Genomic DNA, 23,505 nt, shown 5'->3' on the forward strand with positions numbered 1-23,505 from the left:
ACTATTCTATTAAGCTGCCGAAACGGTTGCTTTTCCAGTCGTACCACGAATTTGTTCCGCTGTACGAATTGGATAGTTTTTGAATAACAATGAACCAATGTATCTTGAAATAATACCAGTTATAATAATAAATACGAAACTTAGTATTACCTTCATTTAAAAATGATATAAGATAATTCACAATAAAGTCTGGTAGCAATCCAAAGTTTAACACAGAACCCCTTACAAGCATAGCATAAACAAGTGAAACTCCCATTGCTTCCATACCTTACCTTTTGGTGCTTCAAAGCTAAAGAGTGAAAAAAGACTTAGTACAAATAATAGTAATATCCTTTTATAATCTCCATGTTGCTCTCTCTCGGTTTAGTCAACTTCACTTGTTACGACAAATGGCTAAAACGCATGTAGCCTACAATAAATTATAATCTGCCCTCATTATAGCTTGTATTTTATAAAACGCTTACTTTTTTTGAATTTTAAAAGTTCTGAATAAAAATCCTTTTTCGCTATTTGTATCACTTGTATGTCGTCTGACTTATATAACAGTTTTTCTAAATAATCGGTATTGTGTATTTCCATCCTATATCTTCACATCATTAAAACTTTCTGTGTCATCCAATATAAAAATAAAATGATAACAGTTTTAGTAAAAAAAAATTTATTATAAATAAAAAAAATGGCAAACGTATGTTACCATTTTTTGAATATTATTTTTATACTGGAAATGATTTCAAATCCATCGCGATTTCTGTATTAGAAAATAACTCTCTTGCTTCTTTCAGCAATTCCTTATATGTATCTCCTTGATAACGAGAACTAATATGAGTCAATATTAATCGCTTTACATTTGCATTTAATGCAATACGCGCAGCTTGTTCTGTTGTTGAATGGAAATAGTCATGTGCTTGCTGTTCATCTTCTGCCGCAAAAGTCGCTTCATGAACAAGTACGTCAGCATCTTGCGCAAGCTCTCTACTCGCTTCGCAATATCGTGTATCGCCTAAAACTGTAATAACCCTTCCTTTTTGAGGCGGGCCGATAAAATCTTTTCCATTTAACACTGTGCCATTCTCTAATTCAACTACTTCACCATCTTTTAAACGTTTAAAAACTGGACCAGGTTTCACACCCATTCCCAGCAACTTATCCACTAAAAGAGCTCCCTGTACATCTTTCTCTACAATTCGATATCCGAAACATTCGATTCCGTGTGATAACCTTTTTGTTTCTACACAGAATTCATTATCCTCAAACACAATACCTTCTTCCGTAATCTCAATGATTTCAAGTGGATATTTAACATGTGTCGTACTTACTAATAATGCTACTTCAATAAATTGTTTAATTCCTTTTGGGCCGTACACTGTTAACGGCGTCGTTCCTCCTTGAAAAGAACGGCTCCCTAATAAACCAGGCAAACCAAAAATATGATCTCCATGTAAATGAGTAATAAATATTTTTTCAATGCGTCTTGGGCGTACAGATGTATGTAAAATTTGATGCTGAGTCGCTTCACCACAGTCAAATAGCCACGTTTGCCCTCGTTCTTCTAACAATTGTAAGGCGATTGCTGAAACGTTCCTTCCTTTTGAAGGAACACCTGCACCAGTTCCTAAAAATACAAATTCCACTTTCTTTCCTCCAGCTCTTTATATAATCTATCTTTCATCTTACGGAATGTTATTTCAAATGGCAAATTGAATTTACATAGACAATCATCTAGACAACTATATAACACGAACATTTAAATAAAAAACTCAACAATCGTTCGCGTTTTGTAGTAATATAACTATATCACATATAAAGGGAGCGTTTTATTATGAAAGAAGTATTTCGTTTACAAACTGATTTTTCATCTTCATTTGATCGCTGGGTAAGTTCTTTCGTTTCTGATCACCCAGCACAACTAGAGTGGACGACTTTAAAAGAATTAATTCATGAATATACAACATCACATACAAATGAGACGTTACCAACATATATTTCTTCAGCTTTAACATATTACGCACAACGCGTTTCAACAACAAATAGCTCAGAGATTGTTATTTTTGAAAATCCTACAATCTCATAATCTATAATAAAAAGCACTGTAAACAGTGCTTTTTATTTATATTTATTTAAGTATTTATTTTCCCACCATATTTACAATTAAACACATCTTACTTCATACTATATATCCATCATAAATCTATTTAATTTTTTGAAAAAACAGACAAAAAAGATATTGACACTACAAATTTACAGTGCTAATATTCAACGTGTAATTGAATATGGTCTCTGTTAGGTGAGGCTCCTGTATAGAGAAACGCTGCTGCCCAAAAATGTCGAGAGACGCCAATGGGTCAACAGGAAAGGTCGGAATGAAGGCCTTTCTTAACGTAGCTGGTTTCAGTACCTATGCTATACAGTGCTAAAACTCAACGAGGGAGAGGTGCGTATGTTTTGTCATACACAAAAACTGTTTTTATCTATGTTTACTAACAGTCTTTGTTGTTGACTCTTTTTGACTACGAATTCAGACCTTTACTCGTTTTGAGTAAAGGTCTTTTTTACGTCTTTATGCACCTTACTATGAAACAAACATAGCATATTCAGAAACTACTAATTGTACGGAGGTGAGGAGCAGTGGCGAGTGATGATTCGGCCCAGATACCCATATGTTTTACGTTTATATTTCATCATGTAGGTAGGAAAGAAGCTGTTCCTCCCAATTTTAAATAGTCGAGTAACAGATTGTTTCCTCCTTCATGAAAAAGGAGGAACTACCAATGTTAAATTTACAAAGACAAGAAACAAAGCATGCTTACGATCAAGATAACATGAATACAAATAACGAATTGCTAGTAGAAGTTGCAACACAAGATGTAAACGATGTATTAAAACTTCTAGAAACAACACAAGATGGACTCTCTAAACAAGAAGCATCTCGTAGACTTTCTTTATATGGTCCGAATGAAATTGCTCATAATAAAACATTGCCATGGTATATTCAATTTCTGCTGGCATTTAAAAACCCATTTATTTTTGTTTTGTTAGCTCTTGGAGCACTCTCTTTTTTCACAGATGACATACAAGGAACAATTGTCGTATCTGTGATGGTACTACTAAGTGCAACGATTCGTTTTTTTCAAGAGTTTCGTTCTCAAAAAGCTGCAGATAAGTTAAAAGCTATGGTTCGAACAACTACAAGCGTCTCTAGAATAAATGGATTTATACACGAAACAGAAAACGTAACGAATTTAAATAGAAATCCTATAACAGAAATTCCAATTGAAGAACTTGTACCCGGTGATATCATTTCACTTTCAGCTGGTGATATCGTTCCAGCTGATGTGCGTATCTTATCGGCTAAAGATTTATTTGTAAATCAGTCTTCATTAACCGGGGAAGCACTTCCTGTAGAAAAATACGAAAACTGCTACCATACAGAGAATAAGCATATCTTACCGAAAAATATGAAAAAAAATTTCAATCCACTCGATATGGAAAACCTTTGCTTTATGGGTACGAATATTGTAAGTGGTAGCGCAAAAGCTGTTGTCGTTTCAACAAGTACTGATACGTATTTCGGCTCTTTAGCGAATAAAGTAATCGGAAAGCGCGCAGAAACAAGCTTTGATAAAGGAGTAAACAAAGTCAGCTGGCTCTTAATCACATTTATGCTTATTATGGCACCGATCGTCCTTCTCATTAATGGATTTACAAAAGGTGACTGGCAAGAAGCTTTCTTCTTTGCTATTGCTGTTGCAGTTGGTCTTACACCTGAAATGCTACCAATGATTGTAACTGCTAATTTAGCTAAAGGTGCCGTTAACATGTCTAAACAACAAGTAATTGTAAAACAGCTAAACTCTATTCAAAACTTAGGTGCTATGAACATTCTTTGCACAGATAAAACTGGAACTTTAACAGAAGATAAAGTTGTCCTAGTTCGTCATTTAGATCCTAACGGAAATGAATGCGATTGTGTATTACACTTTGCCTATTTAAATAGCTTCTATCAAACGGGATTGAAAAATTTAATAGATAAAGCTGTTATTGAACATACAGAGGAGAACCATAAATTTGATCCATCAGCTTTTCAAAAGCTAGATGAAATTCCATTCGATTTCGCTCGGCGTCGTATGTCTGTCATCGTGAAAGATATTTCAGGTGAACATACAATGGTTTGTAAAGGTGCCGTAGAAGAAATTTTATCAATTTGTAATTACACTGAAGTTGATGGGCAAATTGTCCCTCTCACTGAAGAAATGAGAGCAAATGTAAACCATCTTAGCGAAACTTTAAATAGTGAAGGAATGCGTGTCATCGCTGTAGCATACAAGAAAGATAACAAACCCTATCATAAAGCATATACAGTACAAGATGAATCAGCTATGATCCTTACTGGATATATCGGCTTTTTAGATCCGCCTAAACCATCTGCTGCTTCTGCAATTCAAGCATTGCAAAAACATGGCGTACAAGTGAAAATCTTAACTGGTGATAACGAAATTGTTACAAGAAAGGTTTGTAAAGACGTTGGATTAAATATAGGAGAGCCTGTCCTCGGTTACGAAATCGATTCTTTACCAGATAAAGCATTAGCAAAACTTGCAGAAGAAACAACAGTGTTCGCAAAACTAAATCCAATGCAAAAATCTCGTATTATTCACGTATTACAAGGTAATGGTCATACTGTAGGTTACATGGGCGATGGCATTAACGATGCCGTGGCATTACGTGACGCTGACGTTGGAATATCTGTTGATACCGCTACCGATATCGCAAAAGAATCTTCCGATATTATTTTACTCGAAAAAAGTTTAACTATATTAGAAGCAGGTATTTTAGAGGGCCGTACTACGTTCGGCAATATTTTAAAATATATCAAAATGACGGCGAGCTCTAACTTCGGAAATGTATTTAGTGTATTAGTAGCAAGTGCTTTCATTCCATTTTTACCGATGCTTGCAATTCATCTATTAATTCAAAACTTACTTTACGATATTTCACAACTTTCAATTCCATGGGATAAAATGGATAAAGGATTTTTAGAGAAGCCTAGAAAATGGGATACTGCAAACTTACGTAACTTCATTATTTGCATCGGTCCAATTAGCTCTATATTCGACATTATCACATACGTTGTCATGTGGAATGTATTCGGTGCAAATACACCCGGAGAACAATCGCTATTCCAATCTGGTTGGTTTGTCGTTGGGTTACTAACTCAAACATTAATTGTCCATATGATTAGAACACAGAAAATTCCGTTCATTCAAAGTACTGCATCAATACCAGTTCTCTTATTAACCGCTTGTATTATGGCAATTGGAATTTATATTCCGTTCTCACCACTTGGTGCAGCAGTTGGTTTACAAGCGTTACCACTAAGCTACTTCCCGTGGCTCATAGGAATATTATTAGGTTATGCTTTCTTAACACAATTCCTGAAAAAACTTTATATTAAAAAGTTTCATAGCTGGTTGTAAAAATGAGAATGAGTGGGGATTCCCCTCTCATTCTTTAAAAAATATAACATGCACTTATATGTATGGATGTGACCATGATGGTATGAGATTATTGATCGCAATCATTGTAGGAGCTTGCATCGGAATGGAAAGACAATGGAGACATCGAATGGCTGGGCTACGGACAAATGCAGCTGTCTTAATTGAAAAATAGTAAGTAGAATGCTTTTAGAATCTGGTGTTACTGCCGCGGGGTGGAAGACAACACTAGACTTAGAAGCAAGTTAAATTATAAAGGTGTCATGAATAAAAAAGAAGGTTTAATATTCATAACACCTTCTTTTTTATTTTCAAGTTATTAGCAACTGCTAGGAATAACTAAAAGTAATCCATACTCTTTCAATCTTTTTGTTTCAACTTAGCCTGGAGCTAAAAAAGGATTTGACCGCTTCTACGCATGGCTAGATCCTCTCTTCCATCTAAAAAAGAAGGGTTTAAATCTCTAAAACTTTCTACATAAACTTATTTTCTAATTTTTGCTGAAACGACTTTTCTTGCTTACGTAATAGTTGACTACCTCGCTGTAAAAGAGCTGTTCCGTATTTATCATTAATTTGATTAATAACAGCAAGTAACGGCTCTTCTTTCGCATCTTCTTCAAACGAAAACAAATCTAACTGTTTCACCGATTCTGTCTTCCACTCTAATTCAGTAGCTGTAACACCTAACAGACGAACAGAATCACCATCCCAGTGTTGCTTCCATAAACGGGATGCCGCTTGAAAAATAACCCGTTCTTCCCATATTGCATTTTTCAATTGTTTACTCCGTGTTACTGTGCGGCGATCATGGTATTTAATCATAATTTGAATGTTATAACTAACGAGAGTTCGTTTTTGTAGCCTTTTGCTTACTGATTTCGATAATCTTTCTAACATATCAAGTAATTCTTTTTCTTCGTCCATATCCTTTGAGAAAGTCATCGAATTTCCAACGCTTTTATGTTGTCCCATTTGATTTGGGTCAACTTCCCTGTCATCCATACCTTTTGCACGTTTTTGTAAATCAACACCATGCTTTCCAATTTTAGCGCGAATGATATGCTCGTCTCCTTTTGCTAACTGTTCAATTGTATGTATATGAATGTCTTTTAATTTTTCAGCTGTTTTCTCTCCGATTCCATGCATCTCTGCAACTGATCGTGGCCAAATGATTTCTGGGATATCACGTTTTCGAAGTACTGTAATACCAAGAGGTTTTTTCATATCTGAAGCAGTCTTTGCTAGGAAAAGGTTTGGAGCGATTCCAATGCTACATGGAAGCTGTAACTCTGTTAGTAACGCTTGTTGAATCATCTTCGCTATTTCAGGAGGCGAACCGAGCGCATAGCAATCTGTAATATCTAAATACCCTTCATCTATAGAAACTGGTTGTATTTTTTCTGTAAAACGGGAAAGAATTTGAAACATTTGAAATGAAGCTTCTCGATATAATGTAAAATTAGGGTGCCTCACAACTAATTGCGGACATAATCGCTTCGCTTCCCATAGAGGCATCGTCGTACGTATTCCATATTCTCTCGCCTCATAACTACATGTTATGATAATCCCTTTTCTCTCTTTTTCATTCCCCGCAATCGCTAATGGCTTTCCTTGTAATGATGGGTCATGAGCAATTTCAACAGATGCGAAAAAACAATTCATATCTACATGTAAAATAACACGACCATTTTTCGGATACATTTCTCGCATACTACTCACCCCTTAAAGAACGTTTGTTCCTTCATTATATCAAATTTATTTACAAGTTATAATAATTATTGGCTTTTCTCTATCTGTTTTTTGCTATACTGTACGTAACAAATGGATATTATTGTAAAGGAGATGAATCGTTATGAAACAACATAATAAACTCAATTATGTATTTATTATTATTATAGTAATCCTTGCGATTAATTATTTGTTACTTCCCCTTTTTAACATTAACATTTACGCTTTAGGAATCTTCTCTCATTTCATACGTTTTACAACAACTTATGTACTTCCATGGGTCTTCTTATATTGGCTTATCCGCCTTGTGAAAGCACTTGAATCAAAATAAAAAAAGACGTGTAAACCATAATTGGTTCACACGTCTTTTTTACTTTATTACTTACTTCGCTACTTCTTCGATAATAGCTACAACTAATTCTGCTGTTTTCGCTAATTCTTCAACAGGAATTTTTTCATTTGTTGTATGAATTTCTTCATAACCAACTGCTAAGTTAACTGTTGGGATACCATGTCCTGCGATTACGTTCGCATCACTTCCGCCACCACTTTGGTGAAGAGAAGGCGTACGACCGATGTTTTCAGCTGCACGTTTCGCAACTTCTACAACGTGATCGCCAGCAGCAAACTTAAATCCTGGATACATAACGTTTACTTCAACGTCTGCATGACCACCCATTTCTTTTGCAGTTGTTTCAAATGCTTCTTTCATTTTTGCAACTTGCACTTCCATTTTCTCATTTATTAAAGAGCGAGCTTCTGCAAAGATTTGAACATGATCGCAAACGATATTTGTTTGTGTACCACCTTCAAAACGTCCAATATTTGCAGTTGTTTCAGAATCGATACGACCAAGTGGCATCTTTGCGATTGCTTTTGCTGCGATAGTAATTGCAGATACACCTTTTTCTGGTGCTACGCCAGCGTGAGCTGTTTTCCCACGAATAATCGCATTCACTTTCGCTTGTGTTGGCGCTGCAACTACAATTTCACCAACTTTTCCATCACTATCTAATGCATAACCATATTTTGCTGTAATACGCTCACGGTCTAACGCTTTTGCACCAATAAGACCAGATTCTTCTCCAACTGTAATAATAAATTCAATTTTACCATGAGGAATGTTTTTCTCTTTTAAGACACGAATCGCTTCGAACATTGATGCTAATCCTGCTTTATCATCCGCACCTAAAATTGTAGTACCATCTGATACAATATATCCATCTTTAATAGAAGGCTTAATTCCATTACCAGGAACTACTGTATCCATATGAGAAGTAAAGTAAATTGTATCAACACCATCTTTTGTTGCTGGTAAAGTACAAATTAAGTTACCTGCACCATGACCAGTTTCAGCCATTGTGTCATCCTCAAATACTTCTACACCTAAAGCTGTAAATTTCTTTGTTAATACTTTGCAGATTTCTGCTTCAAATTTCGTTTCAGAATCTACTTGTACTAATTCCATAAATTCATTTACTAAACGTTCTTGATTAATCATAAGACTGCGCCTCCTGCACTACCATTATGTATGTAACACTATTAATTATAACAGAATTTCGCAAAAGTTTCGAAATACAAGACAAAAAACAGATGGTTAACACATCTAGATACCCATCTGCCTTCTATTACTCGTTTAACAATACCCAGCGCATATGATCTTCCCAGATGCCATTTACCATTAGCATTTTTCGAGATACACCTTCATATTGAAATCCTATCTTCGTCACTACTTGTATAGATGCTAAATTTCGTGGCATAACTGGTGCTTCTATACGATGTAAATGAAATTCTTCAAATGTAACTTGAATTGCTTTTCTAAGCGCTTCTGTTGTGTAACCTTTATTCAATTCTTCCCTATCTAATTTATAGCCAAGTACACAAGATTGATAAATTCCGCGAACAATTAGATTAAATGAAATACATCCAATAATTTTTGTATCATCACCCTTTTTAAAAATCCAAAGCCTGATGATCTTACCTTCCGCGAACTCTTTTCTATCCTTTTGTAACTTTTTCTTTTGATAATCTAACGTGAAAAAACCCTCCGGTCTATACTCTTCCCACGCTTTTAAAAATTCACGATTTTTGTCGTAATATTGAAGAACTTTTTCCGCATACGACTCATCAATTTCTCTTAAATGTAAACGATCTGTTTCGTATATTTTCATCATCGTATCTCCATTCTTCATGCTTGCATAACAAAAAACTAGTACTCTATCCTTTAATATATTCTCTACACACACACACATTTCCTGTTATACTTTACACACACTTCTCGAAATTTGTCATTTCTCTCCCCTTGTCCACAATTTCATTTCTCGTTACAATGAAATTGTACTGATTTGCAAGGAGGTTTAACGATGCATAAAAAAGCTCAAAAAATTATGGTTTATATAATGCTAATTTCTATGCTTGTAACAACATTACTTACTGGCGCAAGTATGTTTTGGTAAAAAGGACGATTCACTCGTCCTTTTTTTACTGCTTACACATACAAAATAGACCATCTCGAAATCGAGATAGTCTATCTTGTATTGAACATTTTATTTTATATATATTACAATTGCTACAATGCTAAAGGAAAAGGCCATTACAAGTGCTATTACAAAACTTGTATATTGTTTCTGCTGAAATGCCCCAATAACAAAAGTAAGATTGAGTAATGCCATAAATACAATCGCTACAACGTAAGAGCATATATTAAAAGTTGCCAATATGAATGTAATAACAAATAGAAAACCAACACAAAACTGCATGTAAGAAATTTTTGGATTTAAATACATATGAGCAACCCCTTTACTCAATTATCTTTATATATTCTCATTAACGCATGGTTATGTACACATGTCAAGACAACTTATAGAAAAGAAAAAAGCCAACCGTTTCGTTGACTTTTCCAAATACTATGGCCCCTTTTTCCTTCGCCAATTGCTGAAATGTTTTTTTCGATTTCACAATCGATACTTTCGTTCCAAGTGGAATACGATCAAACAAATATTCCACATCATGTTTCTTCATTCTTATGCATCCTTGCGAAATATATTTTCCAATTGAACTAGGCTGGTTTGTCCCGTGTATCCCATACTTACTTCCATCCGTTCCTCTTGCATTAAATCCCATCCACCTCGATCCAAGTGGATTTTTTGGAGAGCCCCCAGGAATATCCTTCGCAATATAATAGGGATCCTTCGCCTTCAATACAATGTCAAAGGTTCCTTCTGGGGTTAATTCATTTGTTTTCCCTGTCGCTACTGGAAAAACCTTTTGGATCTTTCCATCATCAATGTAAGCTAGTTTATTCGTTGCTTTATTTACAATTATAAAAGGATCTCCAGCACGTGGGTTATCACCAAGAGGCCAGATTGGTGATAAAGAAAGACATAATAATAAAGAAAGAAGATACGGCATATATAATTCCTACCTTCTAAATAAGTTCTTTTATATTATCCTTTCCCTTAAAACGACTTTTAATGAGTAAATATTGCTCCATTTCATACACAAGTTGAACAAGTTTCGCACGTATCTCAAATTCTTCTCGCGAGACTGGTAAAGGCATTTCTCTAAATACTTCTCGCATTTCTTGAAGTTGTCTTAACGAAATGACCCCTGTACTTTCAGGACGAATAGAATTCCCTATATTTTCAATTACGTCTGCAATCATATCAGCTTGTTCATACGTCCAAGATAGTGATGCAGCTAATGGTATCATTCGCTCCAAAATTTCAAATTGTTGCATACGCATATTAAAATAACGATAGTAATAGTCATCTTCTCGCATAAATGCATTCTCAAGTTTCTTAAAGGATAAATCTTTTGCTTCTTTCAGCATCATTTCTGTTTCAATTAATTCGGCCCCACTCCAATTACTATCTCGATTTTGTAAATAAACGACCATTTCAAACAAAATCGTTCTGAAATGGTCTTCTATTTTCCCTTGATACTCTTTCAGTTTATTCTCACTGCTTGGCATGTACATGTTTACTAATAAAGCGACACTAATTCCAATCGTTAATATAGCAATTTCATTACCAACTATAGACCATGTAATTTGCTTTAATGAATACAGATGCATAACGATAACCGAACTCGTGACAATCCCTTCTTGAATTTTGCACATAACTGCAGTCGGAATAAAGGTAAGCAGTAATATGCTAATCGCAAGTGGTGTATAACCAATCGTTTCAAAAATACAAAACGCAAATACCATCGATAATACACAAGCTAAAAAACGGTGCAACGATACTTGAACGGATTTTCGTTTCGTATTTTGCACGCATAAAATGACTAAAATACCAGCTGAACTATAAAATTCTAATCCTAATAACTGAGCAATAAAAACTGCCGCACCCGTTCCAAGCGCTGTTTTCACTGTTCTATATCCAATTTTAAACATATCATTACCCCTATATGTATAAATGTATTTAAAAATAGTATAAAAAAAGGATGACGCAATGTCATCCTTTTCTATCTATTGTTCACTTAACCTTTACATATTACAATATCTTTTGCAAAAATTCTTTTGCACGGTCACTTTTTGGTGCTGTAAAAAACTCTTCCGGATTACTATCTTCTACTAGCTTTCCACCATCTAAAAAGAGAACGCGGTCTGCTACTTCTTTTGCAAATCCCATTTCATGTGTAACGATTGCCATCGTCATTCCTGTCGTAACTAATGATTTCATAACTTCTAACACTTCTTTCACCATTTCTGGATCTAGCGCAGAGGTCGGTTCATCAAATAACATAACTTCCGGTTCCATCGCTAACGCTCTTGCAATTGCTACACGTTGCTTTTGTCCACCTGAAAGACGATTTGGATATGCATCTTTCTTATCTAATAACCCCACTTTTTCTAGAAGTTTCTCAGCTTTTTTTTCAGCCTCTTGCTTCGTTACTCCTTTTACATTGATAGGAGCATACGTAATATTTTCCAATACAGTCATATGAGGGAATAAGTGAAAATGTTGAAATACCATTCCGACATTTTCACGAACGTGCATAATATTTGTTTTCGGATTCGTTACTTCTTCCGTTCCAATCCAAATGTGACCAGCTGTCGGTGCTTCTAGTACATTCATACAGCGTAAAAACGTTGACTTTCCAGATCCAGACGGTCCGATAATTGCAACAACTTCTCCTTTTTCAATCGTTGTTGTAATTCCTTTTAATACTTCATTTTTTCCAAATGATTTATGAAGGTTGTCAATTTTAATCACTTTTCTTCATTCTCCCTTCAATTGCCTTCCCGACTAATGTAAGAATAATTACTAATATATAATAAATAAGTCCAACAAACAGTAATGGCTCAAGATATTTAAATGTTTCACCGCCTACAATATAAGCACGGCGCATTAAATCAGTCGCTCCTATTACAGTTACTACAGCCGACTCTTTCGTAAGTGTCGCAAACTCATTCACAAGCGCTGGTAATATATTTTTTAAAGCTTGAGGAAAAATAATATTTCTCATCATTTTACTGTACGGAATACCTAAAGCCATTGCTGCTTCTGTTTGTCCTTTATCGACCGCTTGAATGCCGGCACGAATTACTTCTGACATATATGCACCTGAATTTAAGCTAAATGCAAGTACAGCTGCTAAAAAGGCTGGTATCTCATATCCAATCATTTGCGGAACACCGAAATAAATAATCATTAATTGCAATACAAGCGGTGTGCCACGAAATATTGACGTATAAATATCTGCTGCAATGTTTAGTACTCTTATTCTAGCAATTTTGCAAAGCGCTAATAACGTCCCTAAAATAAATCCTGCCAAAGCTGATGCAGCTACAATTTTCAATGTAACTTCTAAGCCCTTTAATATATATGGTATTGAAGGCGTAATTGCCGAAAAATCTAGATTCATCCTTTTCATTCCCCTCACAGAAAAGTGAAAGGCAGCTTATTTTCCGCTGCCAAACCATTTCTTCACTAATTTATCCATTTCTCCATTTTCTTGCATTTTCTTAATTACTTTATTAAATTCTTCTGTTTTATCACTGTTTTTCGGAAGAGCAATTGCTGCACCTACTTCTTCTGGTGCTTCTTGAATTTCAACCCCTTGTAGTTCTTTCATTTTTTCTAAATAATTTTTTGCAACTGTGTCTTCTATAATTGCAGCGTCAAAACGACCAGCTTTAATTTCTTGTACGATTTCTGGTATACGGTCACGTCCCTCTGCTTTGAAATCGACTTGTTTTTTAAATTCTTCTGCTTTTTCTTCTTGAATTGATCCTGTTTGTACTCCTACTGTTTTACCTTTTAAATCTTCTAATGATTTAATATTAGAACCCTTTTTTGAAACAATCATATTTTTAGCAACAAAATAAATATCTGTGAAATCAGCATTATTTTTACGCTCTGCAGTTGGCGTCATACCTGCCATAACGAAATCAACTTTTCCTGAGCTAAGAGATGCTAATAATCCTCCAAAATCCATATCTTTCACTTTCACTTCATACCCAAGTTCTTTTCCGATATATTTTGCAATATCAACATCAAAGCCGATAATTTCATCACTTTTTGAAGCTTCCACGTATTCATACGGTTTATAGTCTGCTGAAGTCCCCATAACGAGTACTTTTTTATTCTCACTCTTCGTCTTTTCTTCCCCATTACTACAAGCACTGAACATACTTACAATTAAAATAAGTGCAAATGATATTGATAATAACTTCTTCATCTTTCTTCCCCCTAATAATGTATATTTAAAAGTTAAATAGAATATTTATTCGATGTTTGTATTGTATCAACACTTTCATTTTTATGCAACATTTAAAATAAAAATAAACACAAAAACATTATTAAGTTCGTTTTCACTGCATAAAAACATGCATAAAACAACTTTTCTATGCATGTCCAATCATTATAAAAAATAAATAAAAAAGCGGTACGTCCACTTGTTCCTGAACGTACCGCTTTTTCTCTTCCTTATAGTTCTTCGCAATTATCTTCGAAGTAAGATTGTAGTTTTGCAATTACTTGCATTGGTTCATGACCTTCAATTTCATGACGTTCTACCATCGTTACAGTTTTTCCATCTTTCAATAAAGCAAATGATGGAGATGAAGGTGGATATCCTTCAAAATATTCACGAGCTCTTGCTGTTGCTTCTTTATCTTGACCCGCAAATACCGTTACAAGGTGGTTAGGGCGTTTATCATAATGTACGGAATGTGCAGCAGCAGGGCGAGCAATACCGCCTGCACAACCACATACAGAGTTTACCATTACAAGTGTTGTACCATTTCTTTTAAATGCTTCTTCGACTGCTTCTGGTGTCGTCAATTCTGTATATCCCGCAGAGACGATCTCTTCACGCGCTTGACGGACAACATCATTCATAAAAAAGTTAAAGTTAATCAATCTTTTTCCTCCTCTAATTCTACCTATTTGTATCTTACCAGTTAATGTTTAGAGAATACAAGTAAGTTTACTTGTATTTCAGCATAGAAAAGGTGTTAGAGCAGGGCTCTAGCACCTTTTTGTCACATTTTCATATATTCCACAATCATTTTTTTATGCGATCCTACAATATAATCAGGTAGCTCTGTTACCGGGAAGAATTTAAGCTGAACCGCTTCTTCTTTATTCATAACAAAATTCCCTTCGTATTCATCGGTATAATAGGCTGTCGTTACGGATTGAAACTCATCACCGTTTGTTAATTTTGTAAAGTAGTTCGCTCCAGAAAATACATTGATTAATCGGAGGTTCTTTACTTCTATTCCTGTCTCTTCATATACTTCACGGTAAGCTGTTTCTTCTGGTGATTCACCAAGCTCCATTAGCCCGCCAGGCAACCCCCATTTTCCGTACGGCTCTGTTCGCTGTTGTAATAAAACATAACCATTTTCATTTATAACGAGTACAACAGCACCAACTAAAATTAAAGGGCGATGACCAACTACTTTTCGTAATTCTTCTACATATCCCATGGAAACACCTCCCATTTTTTCGTTGTCCACACTATTGTATCATATGTATGAAACGACAAAATGCGTATATTTTTCATTTTTTTAACAAAATATTTATTTTATGTGCTTCATCTACCGTAGCTAACATAATGGATTCGATTTCTGCACTCTTCTCTAAACACTCTTTCGCCCACTCTTCTGTTTTTCCTAATAAAGCGAGAACATCTTGCTGAATTCTTCCATCTTTCACTAATATAAAAGCAACTGGATATTTTTTCCCCGCCACTTTAAGATCAAGCCGAGAAACTGCTTCATATTCTGGATACTGAAATATAGAAACAACACCACTCGCTTCCCACAATGCTAATTTAATCGTTTTAATATCGCTCACATTTTGTACGCGAAGTTCCGAAAATAAATATTCCACCGTAATTCTCGCCTTTTTTAAGTTACTAAAATCAATGGAACCATTATGTATAAGAATAATAGGTGCAGGCTCTAAAAAACGTCTCCACCTATCCCATTTCAACATTAAAACAGAGCTTATTATATGAAGTACAACGAGTATGAACGTTGTAATCATCGAACCGAGTAATCCAACCTTTTCATCTGATAATGCGTTAGAAATATTCCCCCCTAATAATAACACTAGTACAACGTCTAAAAATCTTAGTTGCGCAATAGACCTTTGCCCCATCGCTTTCGCAACAAGAATTAAAAATATATAAGCTATAATCGCTCGGATAACCCATTCGCCATTAGAAAGATGCCGTGCTCCTTCAAAAATATGCATAACTTTGCACTCCTTAAACGTCGCAAACTACACTTCTTTCTTAGTTTGCAACGTTTAAGGGCATATATGTAAAAAAGCTGATTCGTTTAAAAACGAGTCAGCTTTTTTTTACTTAACTGAAAACATATATTTTTTATACGTTTTCCGTACCGATAATATGAGCCCCATCATAATCATATTCGAGAATAAGGAACTTCCCCCATATGATAAGAAAGGTAACGCGATACCTTTTACAGGCATTAATCCAACGATCATACCAATATTTTGGAATATTTGAACCGTTAGTATTCCTATTGATCCAGCACATAATAATGTACCAAATAAATTATCAGCAGAATAACCGATAATAATTGTTCGATAAAGTAGTAACAGGAACAAGAACACAACTAGTGCTGCTACTATAAATCCGCCTTCTTCAGCAATTGTAGCGAAAATAAAGTCCGTGTGTTTCTCCGGAATATAGACGCTCCCTTCACCGTACCCTTTACCTTCCATACCTCCACTACCTACAGCTAAAATCGATTGCTGCGTTTGATAGCCTTCATTTGCATTTTCAAATGGATCTAGCCAACCTATAATACGTGATTGTTGGTGAGGTTTTAACAGAGTAACTAATTTATTAAAGAAGAAATCTGGATATTTTACAAATATAAATATTAATGTAGACAATATGGTCACCGGAATGACTGTACATATCGCAATTAATTTCTTTTGAATTCCTGACATAAATAAAATACATGCGATAGCTGCTGCATATAAGAACACCATTCCTGTGTCTGGTTGGCTATATACAACGGCCATAGGTGGAAGAGATACTAACATAATTTTCCCGACTAATTTCAAATCAGTTTGGAATGTCCGGGCCATATACTGAGCATTATGTTTCACCGCTAAACTGGCTATTATGAGAAGCAATGAAATTTTGAAAAACTCCGATGGCTGAATTTGTCCAGCTACTGGAAAAACAAACCATCTTTTTGCACCTAATTTTTCAGGTGTAAAACTGGAAACCGGTAGTATTTTCAAAAGAATAAGTGAACCAAACCCAGCGATATAAAGCGGCCAAGACAATTTTTGCCATTGATCTAAGTCGATGCTTGCAACAAGAAGTAACAATACAACCCCAATTATGTAGTTAACTCCCTGCTTCATAGCAAAGTTTGCATCTCCATACTGTCCGGTTTGCTGACTGCTATATATAGCAGCTATACTCGTAACACATAGTGCACACAAAATTAAAATTAATTTTACATCTAAACTTTTTAGAAACTCGGTACTTCTTTTCATGACATCCTCCTGAAACATTGTTACAGCAAAATAAAAAACCAGGAGTCAACATTCTTCATGTTTTGACGACTGATTACACATTATCTATAAAACACTTATATAGAATAACTCTCTTTTTCATACAATACAATATATTATACTACAGTTTCATCAGTAAGATTTGCCAAAAAATTATTCTTTTTTTATTTTATATCTATATACCATATATCAGCAATGTATTTTCGCAAATTCCTAATACATGATCATTCATTGTAAGATTACTGGGAAAGGTTTGTACATATAGTAGGATACAAATGAAGAAATGAAATGATAAAAAGCTCGCAAACGCGAGCTTTTTATTAATATACAGATGTATTGTTCTCTGACGTATTTTCTAAAATTTCTTTTACACGTCCTAAGAATTTACCACAAATTAAACCATCAAGTACACGGTGATCAAGTGATAAACATAAGTTAACCATGTCACGAGCACCGAACATACCATTATCCATAATTACTGGGCGTTTTACAATTGATTCAACTTGTAAAATAGCCGCTTGTGGGTAATTAATAATACCCATAGATTGAACAGAACCGAATGATCCTGTGTTATTAATTGTAAATGTTCCGCCTTGCATTTCATCAGCTTTTAATGATTTCGTGCGTACTTTTCCTGCAAGTTCTGTAATTTCGCGAGCGATACCTTTAATTGTTTTCTCGTCCGCGTGCTTAATTACTGGTACAAATAGTTCTTCCTCTGTTGCAACAGCGATAGAAAGGTTAATGTCTTTCTTCTGAACGATTTTATCGCCAGCCCACATTGAGTTAATTTGAGGATATTCTTTTAGCGCTTGTGCTACTGCTTTTACGAAGAAAGCAAAGAACGTTAAGTTAAAGCCTTCACGCTTTTTGAAATCGCCTTTAATTGAGTTACGGTATGATACAAGGTTTGTCACATCTACTTCAATCATCATCCAAGCATGAGGTGCCTCGTGTTTACTGCGTAACATATTTGCTGCAATTGCTTTACGCACACCTGTTACCGGAATCTCGATATCTCCAGGCATTGTCGGCACAGAAACTGGTTTTGCAGCTTCTACTTTTGACGCTACCGGGGCTACTGCCGCTGATTTTGGTGCTTCTGGACGCGCTGCTACTGCAACAACTGCCTCTTTCTTCGCACCTGCTTGCGGAATATTTCCAGATTCCACTAGCTTTAAAATATCTTTACGAGTAATACGGCCATTTGCCCCCGTACCTTCTACTAAATCTAAATCAACGTTATGCTCACCCGCAAGTTTTAACACAGCTGGTGAAAAACGTGGTTTTCCATCAGTTGGTTGTTTTGCTTTCGGTGCTTTTTCAGGCGTAGTTACTTCTGCCTTTGGTTCTTCTTTCGTTTTTTCCTCTACAGCTGTTGCTGCTACTTCATCTGCGCCTTCTACTTGAATGACACAAACAACTTCACCTACAGCTAACGTTTCACCTTCGCCAGCTATTAGCTCTTTCACAATACCAGTGAAAGAAGATGGTACTTCGGCATTTACTTTATCAGTCATTACTTCTGCAAGTGGATCATACTTGTTTACGTGATCGCCAACATTAACGAGCCATTTACTAATTGTACCCTCTGTAACGCTCTCCCCGAGCTGAGGCATTGTGATATTTTCTACAGCCATGTATAGTCCCCCCGATTAAAATTCCGCAAGTTCACGCATTGCTTTTTCAACTTTATCTGGATTTACCATAAAGAATTTTTCCATTGTTGGTGCATATGGCATTGCCGGAACGTCTGGGCCTGCAAGACGTGCGATTGGCGCATCTAAATCAAACAGACAATTTTCAGCAATAATTGCTGCCACTTCACTTATGATACTTCCTTCTTTATTGTCTTCTGTTACAAGAAGAACTTTACCTGTTTTAGAAGCTGCTTCAATAATCGCTTCTTTATCTAACGGATACACAGTACGTAAATCAAGAATGTGTGCAGAAATGCCATCTTGTGCTAATTTCTCAGCTGCTTGAAGAGCAAAGTGAACACATAATCCGTAAGTAATAACAGTAATATCATCACCTTCACGTTTTACATCTGCTTTTCCGATTGGTAATACGTAATCATCTTCTGGCACTTCACCTTTAATTAAGCGATATGCACGTTTATGTTCGAAGAATAATACTGGATCTTCATCACGAATTGCTGCTTTTAATAAGCCTTTTGCATCATATGGTGTAGAAGGGATAACAATTTTTAAACCTGGTTGGTTTGCAAACATCGCTTCTACAGATTGTGAATGATACAATGCACCGTGAACACCCCCGCCAAATGGCGCACGAATTGTAACTGGACAAGTCCAATCGTTGTTAGAACGATAACGAATTTTTGCTGCCTCAGAAACAATTTGGTTTACTGCTGGCATGATGAAATCAGCAAACTGCATTTCAGCGATTGGGCGCATACCATACATTGCCGCACCAATTGCTACCCCAGCAATTGCAGATTCTGCAAGCGGTGCATCAAGTGCACGATCTTCACCAAATTGATCATATAAACCGTGTGTCGCTTTAAACACGCCACCTTTTTTACCAACATCTTCTCCTAAAACGAATACTTTCTCATCGCGTTCCATTTCTTCGCGCATTGCTAATGTAATAGCATCAATATAAGACATTACAGCCATGAAACGTTCCCCCCTATTCTGCGTATACGTGCTTCAATGCATCTTCAGGTGCTGCATACGGAGCATTTTCTGCATATTCTGTTGCTTCATTTACGATATGCATAATTTCATCTAACATTTGTTTTTCAAATTCCTCAGTTAACACGCCAACTTCTTTTAAATAAGCTGCAAATGTTATAATTGAATCTTTTTTCTTCGCTTCTTCTACTTCTTCTTTATCACGGTAAACACGATCATCGTCGTCACTAGAATGTGCTGTTAAACGATATGATACTGTTTCAATTAAAGTTGGGCCTTCACCACGACGACCGCGGTCTGCTGCTTCTTTAACAGCTTTATATACTGCAAGCGGATCGTTTCCGTCTATTGTATATCCAGGCATACCGTAACCAATTGCACGATCTGATACGTTTTTACATGCTAATTGTTTTTCAACTGGAATAGAGATTGCATATTTATTATTTTCACACATGAAAATAACAGGTAGTTTGTGTACACCAGCAAAGTTTGCCCCTTCATGGAAATCACCTTGGTTTGAAGAGCCTTCTCCGAATGTAACGAACGTTACTAAATCTTTCTTCTCCATTTTTCCAGCTAGTGCAATACCAACTGCATGTGGTACTTGTGTTGTTACTGGAGATGAACCTGTCACAATACGATTTTTCTTTTGACCGAAGTGACCAGGCATTTGACGACCACCAGAGTTTGGATCTCCAGCTTTCGCGAAAGCAGATAACATAAGTTCTTTTGCTGTCATACCAAACGCTAATACAACACCCATATCACGGTAGTACGGTAATGCATAATCTTTCTCTCTATCAAGAGCGAACGCTGCTCCAACTTGTGCAGCCTCTTGTCCTTGACAAGAAATTACGAATGGAATTTTACCTGCACGGTTTAATAACCACATACGTTCGTCGATTTTACGTGCAAGTAACATCGTACGGAACATTTCTAATACTTGCTCATCACTTAAACCAAACTCTTCATGGCGCTTTTCTTTTACTTCTGCCATTTTTCATAACCTCCTAAATCCACATTTTTATGCGTGTAACGCTCTTCCATCTACAGCTAATGCAGCTTCACCAATCGCCTCAGATAATGATGGATGCGGATGAATTGTATGTGCTACTTCCCAAGGTGTTGCATCAAGTACTCTTGCAAGACCCGCTTCAGAAATCATATCTGTTACGTGTGGTCCGATCATATGAACACCAAGAATGTCATTTGTTTCTTCATCAACTACAAGTTTTACAAAACCGTCTGATTCTCCGTATACAAGTGCCTTTCCGATTGCACGGAATGAGAATTTACCTACTTTTAACTTATAGCCTTTTTCTTTCGCTTCTCGTTCTGTTAAACCAACAGAAGCAACTTCTGGACTGCTATATACGCATTTCGATACCATAGAATAATCAATTGGTGTAACTTCTTTACCAGCAATATGTTCTACAGCAACAATTCCTTCATGCGAAGCAACGTGAGCAAGTTGTAGGCCACCGATTACATCTCCAATTGCGTAAATATGAGATTCCTTCGTTTGATAAAACTCATTTGTTTGAATGTATCCTTTTTCCACAACAATATCTGTATTCTCTAAGCCCATATTTTGCGTATTCGCTTGTCTTCCTACAGATACAAGCATTTTTTCTGCTTTAAATGCTTTATTCTCACCGTTATGTTCAGCTTGAATTGTTACTCCATTATCTTTTACCAATGTTTCTGGTAATACTTTTGCACCAGTTACCACTTTAATACCTTTTTTCTTGAATAGACGCTGCATTTCTTTTGAAACGTCATTATCCTCTAGTGGTAATATGTTTTTCGCATACTCTAATACTGTAACTTCTACACCGAAGTCAGCAAGCATAGATGCCCACTCAATACCAATTACACCGCCACCAACAATAATGATCGAACTAGGAAGCGTTTCCATTTTTAGGGCATGATCCGAAGACATTACATACTCTCCGTCTAACTCTAATCCTGGTAATGAATTTGGACGAGAACCTGTTGCAACAAGTACATTTTTTGGAATTAACATTTCATTCTCTTCTCCACTTGCAAGTTCAACTGAAATTGTACCTGGCATTGGAGAGAAAATAGATGGGCCAAGAATACGGCCAATACCTTCAAACACATCAATTTTACCTTGTTTCATTAAATGCTGAACGCCTTTATGAAGCTGCGTTACAATCTTCTCTTTACGCTCTTGTACTTTAGCAAAGTTTAGTTCTACATTACTTGCAATAACTCCAAATTCTTCTCCTTTTTTAGCAGTTGCGTATACTTCCGCACTACGTAAAAGAGCTTTACTAGGAATACATCCTTTGTGTAAACAAGTACCACCAAGATTTTCTTTTTCAACAAGTGCAGTTTTTAACCCTAGTTGTGATGCACGAATAGCAGCAACATATCCACCAGTACCGCCGCCAACGATGACTAAATCATATTCTCTTGCCATTATCTCAACCCCTAGCTACTGTTTGTTTTTCTCGTACAACATATTCTTTTGGAGCTTCTTCTTCACGTAATACACGAAGTGCTCCTTCTGCTAACGCTTGTAATTCATCTTCTCCTGGATGTACGATAACATCTGCAATCCAGTGAACACGTTCTTTTATTTCATCGACAAGAATTTTACTGTACGCAAGTCCACCAGTTAATACGATTGCATCGATTTTCCCGTGAAGTACAGCACTAGCTCCGCCAATCTCTTTTGCAACTTGATATGCCATTGCTTTATAAATAAGAGTTGCTTCAGGATCACCTTTTTCAACCATTTGCTCTACTTTAATTGCATCGTTTGTACCGATAAGACTTACAAGTCCACCTTGTCCGACAAGTTTTTTAACCATTTCGTCTCGGTAATACTCACCAGAGAAACACATTTCAACTAATTGTCCTACCGGTACTGTACCAGCACGCTCTGGACTAAATGGTCCTTCTCCGTTTAAGCCATTATTAACATCGATAACTTTTCCTTTTTTATGAGCACCAACTGTAATACCGCCGCCCATATGTGTAACTAATAAATTTAAATCTTCATATTTGTGATTTAATTCATCTGCTACTTTACGAGCAACCGCTTTTTGGTTTAATGCATGGAAAATACTTTTACGTTCCATACCAGCAATACCGCTAATACGAGCAATTGGCTCCATTTCATCTACAACGACAGGATCCACAATGAATGCAGGAATATTTAATCCAGAAGCGATTTCATAAGCTAGAATGCCTCCGAGATTTGAAGCGTGATGACCGCTAAATCCGTTTTTTAAATCTTCTAACATTGAATCGTTTACTGTGTACGTGCCACCTTCGATTGGACGAAGTAATCCACCACGCCCACAAACAGCGTTCAATTTTGAAATGTTAATACCATGAGAATGTAGAACTTCTAAAATTGTTTCTTTTCGAAACTCATATTGATCGATAATTCGCTTATATTTTCCAATCTGTTCTTCATCATGACGAATTGTTTCTTCTAAAACGGGTCTTTCATTATCAAAAACACCAATTTTTGTGGATGTACTACCCGGATTAATAACAAGAATTCGATTTAAGGACAATGTTGCTACCTCCACTAATAAATTTAAAAGGAAGTGGAAACCTCATAAGAGGT

24 protein-coding genes, 1 pseudogene and 1 riboswitch are annotated in these 23,505 nt (G+C 36.0%); of the genes and pseudogenes, 5 read left to right on the forward strand and 20 right to left on the reverse strand.

The features are described 5' to 3' along the window. Positions 1 to 9: 9 nt before the first annotated feature. A complete protein-coding gene (locus MHI07_RS19385) occupies positions 10 to 156 on the reverse strand; it encodes a hypothetical protein (RefSeq protein ID WP_215579606.1) in 147 nt (48 codons plus the stop codon). Positions 157 to 713: 557 nt separating this feature from the next. Next, positions 714 to 1,631, reverse strand: a complete 918-nt coding sequence (rnz, locus tag MHI07_RS19390; RefSeq protein ID WP_215579608.1) for a ribonuclease Z — start codon at positions 1,629 to 1,631, stop codon at positions 714 to 716. A gap of 188 nt (positions 1,632 to 1,819) precedes the next feature. Between rnz and MHI07_RS19395 the strand changes: the two genes are divergently transcribed. The 3 genes and pseudogenes from MHI07_RS19395 to MHI07_RS19405 form a co-directional block, all read left to right on the forward strand. Beyond that, positions 1,820 to 2,071 (forward strand): DUF3932 family protein, encoded by a 252-nt coding sequence (locus MHI07_RS19395; protein WP_002111702.1) that lies wholly within the window; start codon positions 1,820 to 1,822, stop codon positions 2,069 to 2,071. Between the two features lie 198 nt (positions 2,072 to 2,269). Continuing rightward, a riboswitch (M-box (ykoK) riboswitch) is annotated at positions 2,270 to 2,437 on the forward strand. A 331-nt stretch (positions 2,438 to 2,768) separates the two neighbouring features. Continuing rightward, on the forward strand, positions 2,769 to 5,474 hold the full coding sequence (gene mgtA, locus MHI07_RS19400; RefSeq protein WP_215579610.1) for a magnesium-translocating P-type ATPase: 2,706 nt from the start codon (positions 2,769 to 2,771) through the stop codon (positions 5,472 to 5,474). A gap of 160 nt (positions 5,475 to 5,634) precedes the next feature. Continuing rightward, a pseudogene (locus MHI07_RS19405) lies at positions 5,635 to 5,741 on the forward strand (MgtC/SapB family protein); the annotation flags it as partial. Between the two features lie 224 nt (positions 5,742 to 5,965). Here the strand turns inward: MHI07_RS19405 and MHI07_RS19410 are convergent. Continuing rightward, positions 5,966 to 7,204: a DNA polymerase IV gene (locus tag MHI07_RS19410; RefSeq protein WP_002160565.1), complete on the reverse strand. Its 1,239-nt coding sequence runs from the start codon at positions 7,202 to 7,204 to the stop codon at positions 5,966 to 5,968. Positions 7,205 to 7,346: 142 nt separating this feature from the next. Here MHI07_RS19410 and MHI07_RS19415 point away from each other — a divergent pair, with 142 nt between their 5' ends. After that, positions 7,347 to 7,553 carry a hypothetical protein gene (locus tag MHI07_RS19415; protein ID WP_002111704.1) on the forward strand — a complete coding sequence of 69 codons (207 nt, stop codon included), beginning with the start codon at positions 7,347 to 7,349 and terminating at the stop codon, positions 7,551 to 7,553. 51 nt (positions 7,554 to 7,604) lie between these two features. On the opposite strand, the gene MHI07_RS19420 is transcribed toward MHI07_RS19415, so the two are convergent. Further along, positions 7,605 to 8,723, reverse strand: coding sequence for a tripeptidase T (locus MHI07_RS19420; RefSeq protein WP_215579612.1), 1,119 nt, complete (start codon positions 8,721 to 8,723; stop codon positions 7,605 to 7,607). A 127-nt stretch (positions 8,724 to 8,850) separates the two neighbouring features. Continuing rightward, on the reverse strand, positions 8,851 to 9,396 hold the full coding sequence (locus MHI07_RS19425) for a GNAT family N-acetyltransferase (RefSeq protein ID WP_340826915.1): 546 nt from the start codon (positions 9,394 to 9,396) through the stop codon (positions 8,851 to 8,853). A gap of 189 nt (positions 9,397 to 9,585) precedes the next feature. On the opposite strand from MHI07_RS19425, the gene prli42 reads away from it, so the two are divergent. After that, complete coding sequence (gene prli42, locus MHI07_RS19430; protein ID WP_000549036.1) at positions 9,586 to 9,678, forward strand: stressosome-associated protein Prli42; 93 nt, start codon at positions 9,586 to 9,588, stop codon at positions 9,676 to 9,678. 90 nt (positions 9,679 to 9,768) lie between these two features. On the opposite strand, the gene MHI07_RS19435 is transcribed toward prli42, so the two are convergent. From MHI07_RS19435 to buk, 15 genes are all read right to left on the reverse strand, one after another. Continuing rightward, a complete protein-coding gene (locus MHI07_RS19435) occupies positions 9,769 to 10,008 on the reverse strand; it encodes a DUF3894 domain-containing protein (RefSeq protein ID WP_002088543.1) in 240 nt (79 codons plus the stop codon). A gap of 64 nt (positions 10,009 to 10,072) precedes the next feature. Continuing rightward, positions 10,073 to 10,633, reverse strand: coding sequence for a L,D-transpeptidase (locus MHI07_RS19440; RefSeq protein WP_002160563.1), 561 nt, complete (start codon positions 10,631 to 10,633; stop codon positions 10,073 to 10,075). A 16-nt stretch (positions 10,634 to 10,649) separates the two neighbouring features. Then, a complete protein-coding gene (locus tag MHI07_RS19445) occupies positions 10,650 to 11,618 on the reverse strand; it encodes an aromatic acid exporter family protein (RefSeq protein ID WP_215579614.1) in 969 nt (322 codons plus the stop codon). A gap of 100 nt (positions 11,619 to 11,718) precedes the next feature. After that, entirely contained in the window at positions 11,719 to 12,441 is a 723-nt protein-coding gene (locus MHI07_RS19450) for an amino acid ABC transporter ATP-binding protein (RefSeq protein ID WP_002160561.1), read from the reverse strand. Then, complete coding sequence (locus MHI07_RS19455) at positions 12,434 to 13,093, reverse strand: amino acid ABC transporter permease (RefSeq protein WP_002160560.1); 660 nt, start codon at positions 13,091 to 13,093, stop codon at positions 12,434 to 12,436. The genes MHI07_RS19450 and MHI07_RS19455 overlap by 8 nt, the downstream gene beginning before the upstream one ends. Before the next feature lie 36 nt (positions 13,094 to 13,129). Next, entirely contained in the window at positions 13,130 to 13,909 is a 780-nt protein-coding gene (locus tag MHI07_RS19460) for a transporter substrate-binding domain-containing protein (protein WP_002160559.1), read from the reverse strand. Between the two features lie 248 nt (positions 13,910 to 14,157). Then, on the reverse strand, positions 14,158 to 14,571 hold the full coding sequence (locus MHI07_RS19465; protein WP_340826916.1) for a BrxA/BrxB family bacilliredoxin: 414 nt from the start codon (positions 14,569 to 14,571) through the stop codon (positions 14,158 to 14,160). A 143-nt stretch (positions 14,572 to 14,714) separates the two neighbouring features. Beyond that, positions 14,715 to 15,164 carry an NUDIX hydrolase gene (locus tag MHI07_RS19470; protein ID WP_078172844.1) on the reverse strand — a complete coding sequence of 150 codons (450 nt, stop codon included), beginning with the start codon at positions 15,162 to 15,164 and terminating at the stop codon, positions 14,715 to 14,717. A 73-nt stretch (positions 15,165 to 15,237) separates the two neighbouring features. Beyond that, complete coding sequence (locus MHI07_RS19475) at positions 15,238 to 15,936, reverse strand: DUF421 domain-containing protein (protein ID WP_215579618.1); 699 nt, start codon at positions 15,934 to 15,936, stop codon at positions 15,238 to 15,240. A gap of 108 nt (positions 15,937 to 16,044) precedes the next feature. Next, on the reverse strand, positions 16,045 to 17,223 hold the full coding sequence (locus MHI07_RS19480) for an FtsW/RodA/SpoVE family cell cycle protein (protein WP_002111722.1): 1,179 nt from the start codon (positions 17,221 to 17,223) through the stop codon (positions 16,045 to 16,047). A 338-nt stretch (positions 17,224 to 17,561) separates the two neighbouring features. Then, entirely contained in the window at positions 17,562 to 18,881 is a 1,320-nt protein-coding gene (locus MHI07_RS19485; RefSeq protein ID WP_002160556.1) for a dihydrolipoamide acetyltransferase family protein, read from the reverse strand. A gap of 15 nt (positions 18,882 to 18,896) precedes the next feature. After that, entirely contained in the window at positions 18,897 to 19,880 is a 984-nt protein-coding gene (gene bfmBAB, locus MHI07_RS19490; RefSeq protein WP_000290070.1) for a 3-methyl-2-oxobutanoate dehydrogenase subunit beta, read from the reverse strand. A gap of 13 nt (positions 19,881 to 19,893) precedes the next feature. Beyond that, on the reverse strand, positions 19,894 to 20,895 hold the full coding sequence (gene bfmBAA / locus MHI07_RS19495; protein WP_002111726.1) for a 3-methyl-2-oxobutanoate dehydrogenase subunit alpha: 1,002 nt from the start codon (positions 20,893 to 20,895) through the stop codon (positions 19,894 to 19,896). Positions 20,896 to 20,922: 27 nt separating this feature from the next. Further along, positions 20,923 to 22,344: a dihydrolipoyl dehydrogenase gene (gene lpdA / locus MHI07_RS19500; RefSeq protein WP_002111728.1), complete on the reverse strand. Its 1,422-nt coding sequence runs from the start codon at positions 22,342 to 22,344 to the stop codon at positions 20,923 to 20,925. Positions 22,345 to 22,348: 4 nt separating this feature from the next. Then, positions 22,349 to 23,452: a butyrate kinase gene (gene buk / locus MHI07_RS19505; protein ID WP_088079347.1), complete on the reverse strand. Its 1,104-nt coding sequence runs from the start codon at positions 23,450 to 23,452 to the stop codon at positions 22,349 to 22,351. Between the last annotated feature and the right edge of the window lie 53 nt (positions 23,453 to 23,505).

Origin of the sequence: Bacillus sp. FSL H8-0545, from assembly GCF_038006105.1 — a bacterium.
Taxonomy (GTDB): domain Bacteria; phylum Bacillota; class Bacilli; order Bacillales; family Bacillaceae_G; genus Bacillus_A; species Bacillus_A cereus_U.

Bases quoted from the DNA above. Each gene is read 5' to 3' on its own strand.
- mgtA (WP_215579610.1), top strand. From the start codon at position 2,769: ATGTTAAATTTACAAAGACAAGAAACAAAGCATGCTTACGATCAAGAT.
- MHI07_RS19395 (WP_002111702.1), top strand. From the start codon at position 1,820: ATGAAAGAAGTATTTCGTTTACAAACTGATTTTTCATCTTCATTTGAT.
- prli42 (WP_000549036.1), top strand. From the start codon at position 9,586: ATGCATAAAAAAGCTCAAAAAATTATGGTTTATATAATGCTAATTTCT.
- MHI07_RS19415 (WP_002111704.1), top strand. From the start codon at position 7,347: ATGAAACAACATAATAAACTCAATTATGTATTTATTATTATTATAGTA.
- MHI07_RS19425 (WP_340826915.1), bottom strand. From the start codon at position 9,396: ATGATGAAAATATACGAAACAGATCGTTTACATTTAAGAGAAATTGAT.
- MHI07_RS19385 (WP_215579606.1), bottom strand. From the start codon at position 156: ATGAAGGTAATACTAAGTTTCGTATTTATTATTATAACTGGTATTATT.
- MHI07_RS19480 (WP_002111722.1), bottom strand. From the start codon at position 17,223: ATGAAAAGAAGTACCGAGTTTCTAAAAAGTTTAGATGTAAAATTAATT.
- MHI07_RS19475 (WP_215579618.1), bottom strand. From the start codon at position 15,936: ATGCATATTTTTGAAGGAGCACGGCATCTTTCTAATGGCGAATGGGTT.
- MHI07_RS19410 (WP_002160565.1), bottom strand. From the start codon at position 7,204: ATGCGAGAAATGTATCCGAAAAATGGTCGTGTTATTTTACATGTAGAT.
- MHI07_RS19485 (WP_002160556.1), bottom strand. From the start codon at position 18,881: ATGGCTGTAGAAAATATCACAATGCCTCAGCTCGGGGAGAGCGTTACA.
- MHI07_RS19465 (WP_340826916.1), bottom strand. From the start codon at position 14,571: ATGAATGATGTTGTCCGTCAAGCGCGTGAAGAGATCGTCTCTGCGGGA.
- MHI07_RS19420 (WP_215579612.1), bottom strand. From the start codon at position 8,723: ATGATTAATCAAGAACGTTTAGTAAATGAATTTATGGAATTAGTACAA.
- MHI07_RS19435 (WP_002088543.1), bottom strand. From the start codon at position 10,008: ATGTATTTAAATCCAAAAATTTCTTACATGCAGTTTTGTGTTGGTTTT.
- MHI07_RS19460 (WP_002160559.1), bottom strand. From the start codon at position 13,909: ATGAAGAAGTTATTATCAATATCATTTGCACTTATTTTAATTGTAAGT.
- bfmBAA (WP_002111726.1), bottom strand. From the start codon at position 20,895: ATGGCAGAAGTAAAAGAAAAGCGCCATGAAGAGTTTGGTTTAAGTGAT.
- lpdA (WP_002111728.1), bottom strand. From the start codon at position 22,344: ATGGCAAGAGAATATGATTTAGTCATCGTTGGCGGCGGTACTGGTGGA.
- MHI07_RS19440 (WP_002160563.1), bottom strand. From the start codon at position 10,633: ATGCCGTATCTTCTTTCTTTATTATTATGTCTTTCTTTATCACCAATC.
- MHI07_RS19455 (WP_002160560.1), bottom strand. From the start codon at position 13,093: ATGAATCTAGATTTTTCGGCAATTACGCCTTCAATACCATATATATTA.
- bfmBAB (WP_000290070.1), bottom strand. From the start codon at position 19,880: ATGGCTGTAATGTCTTATATTGATGCTATTACATTAGCAATGCGCGAA.
- MHI07_RS19470 (WP_078172844.1), bottom strand. From the start codon at position 15,164: ATGGGATATGTAGAAGAATTACGAAAAGTAGTTGGTCATCGCCCTTTA.
- MHI07_RS19445 (WP_215579614.1), bottom strand. From the start codon at position 11,618: ATGTTTAAAATTGGATATAGAACAGTGAAAACAGCGCTTGGAACGGGT.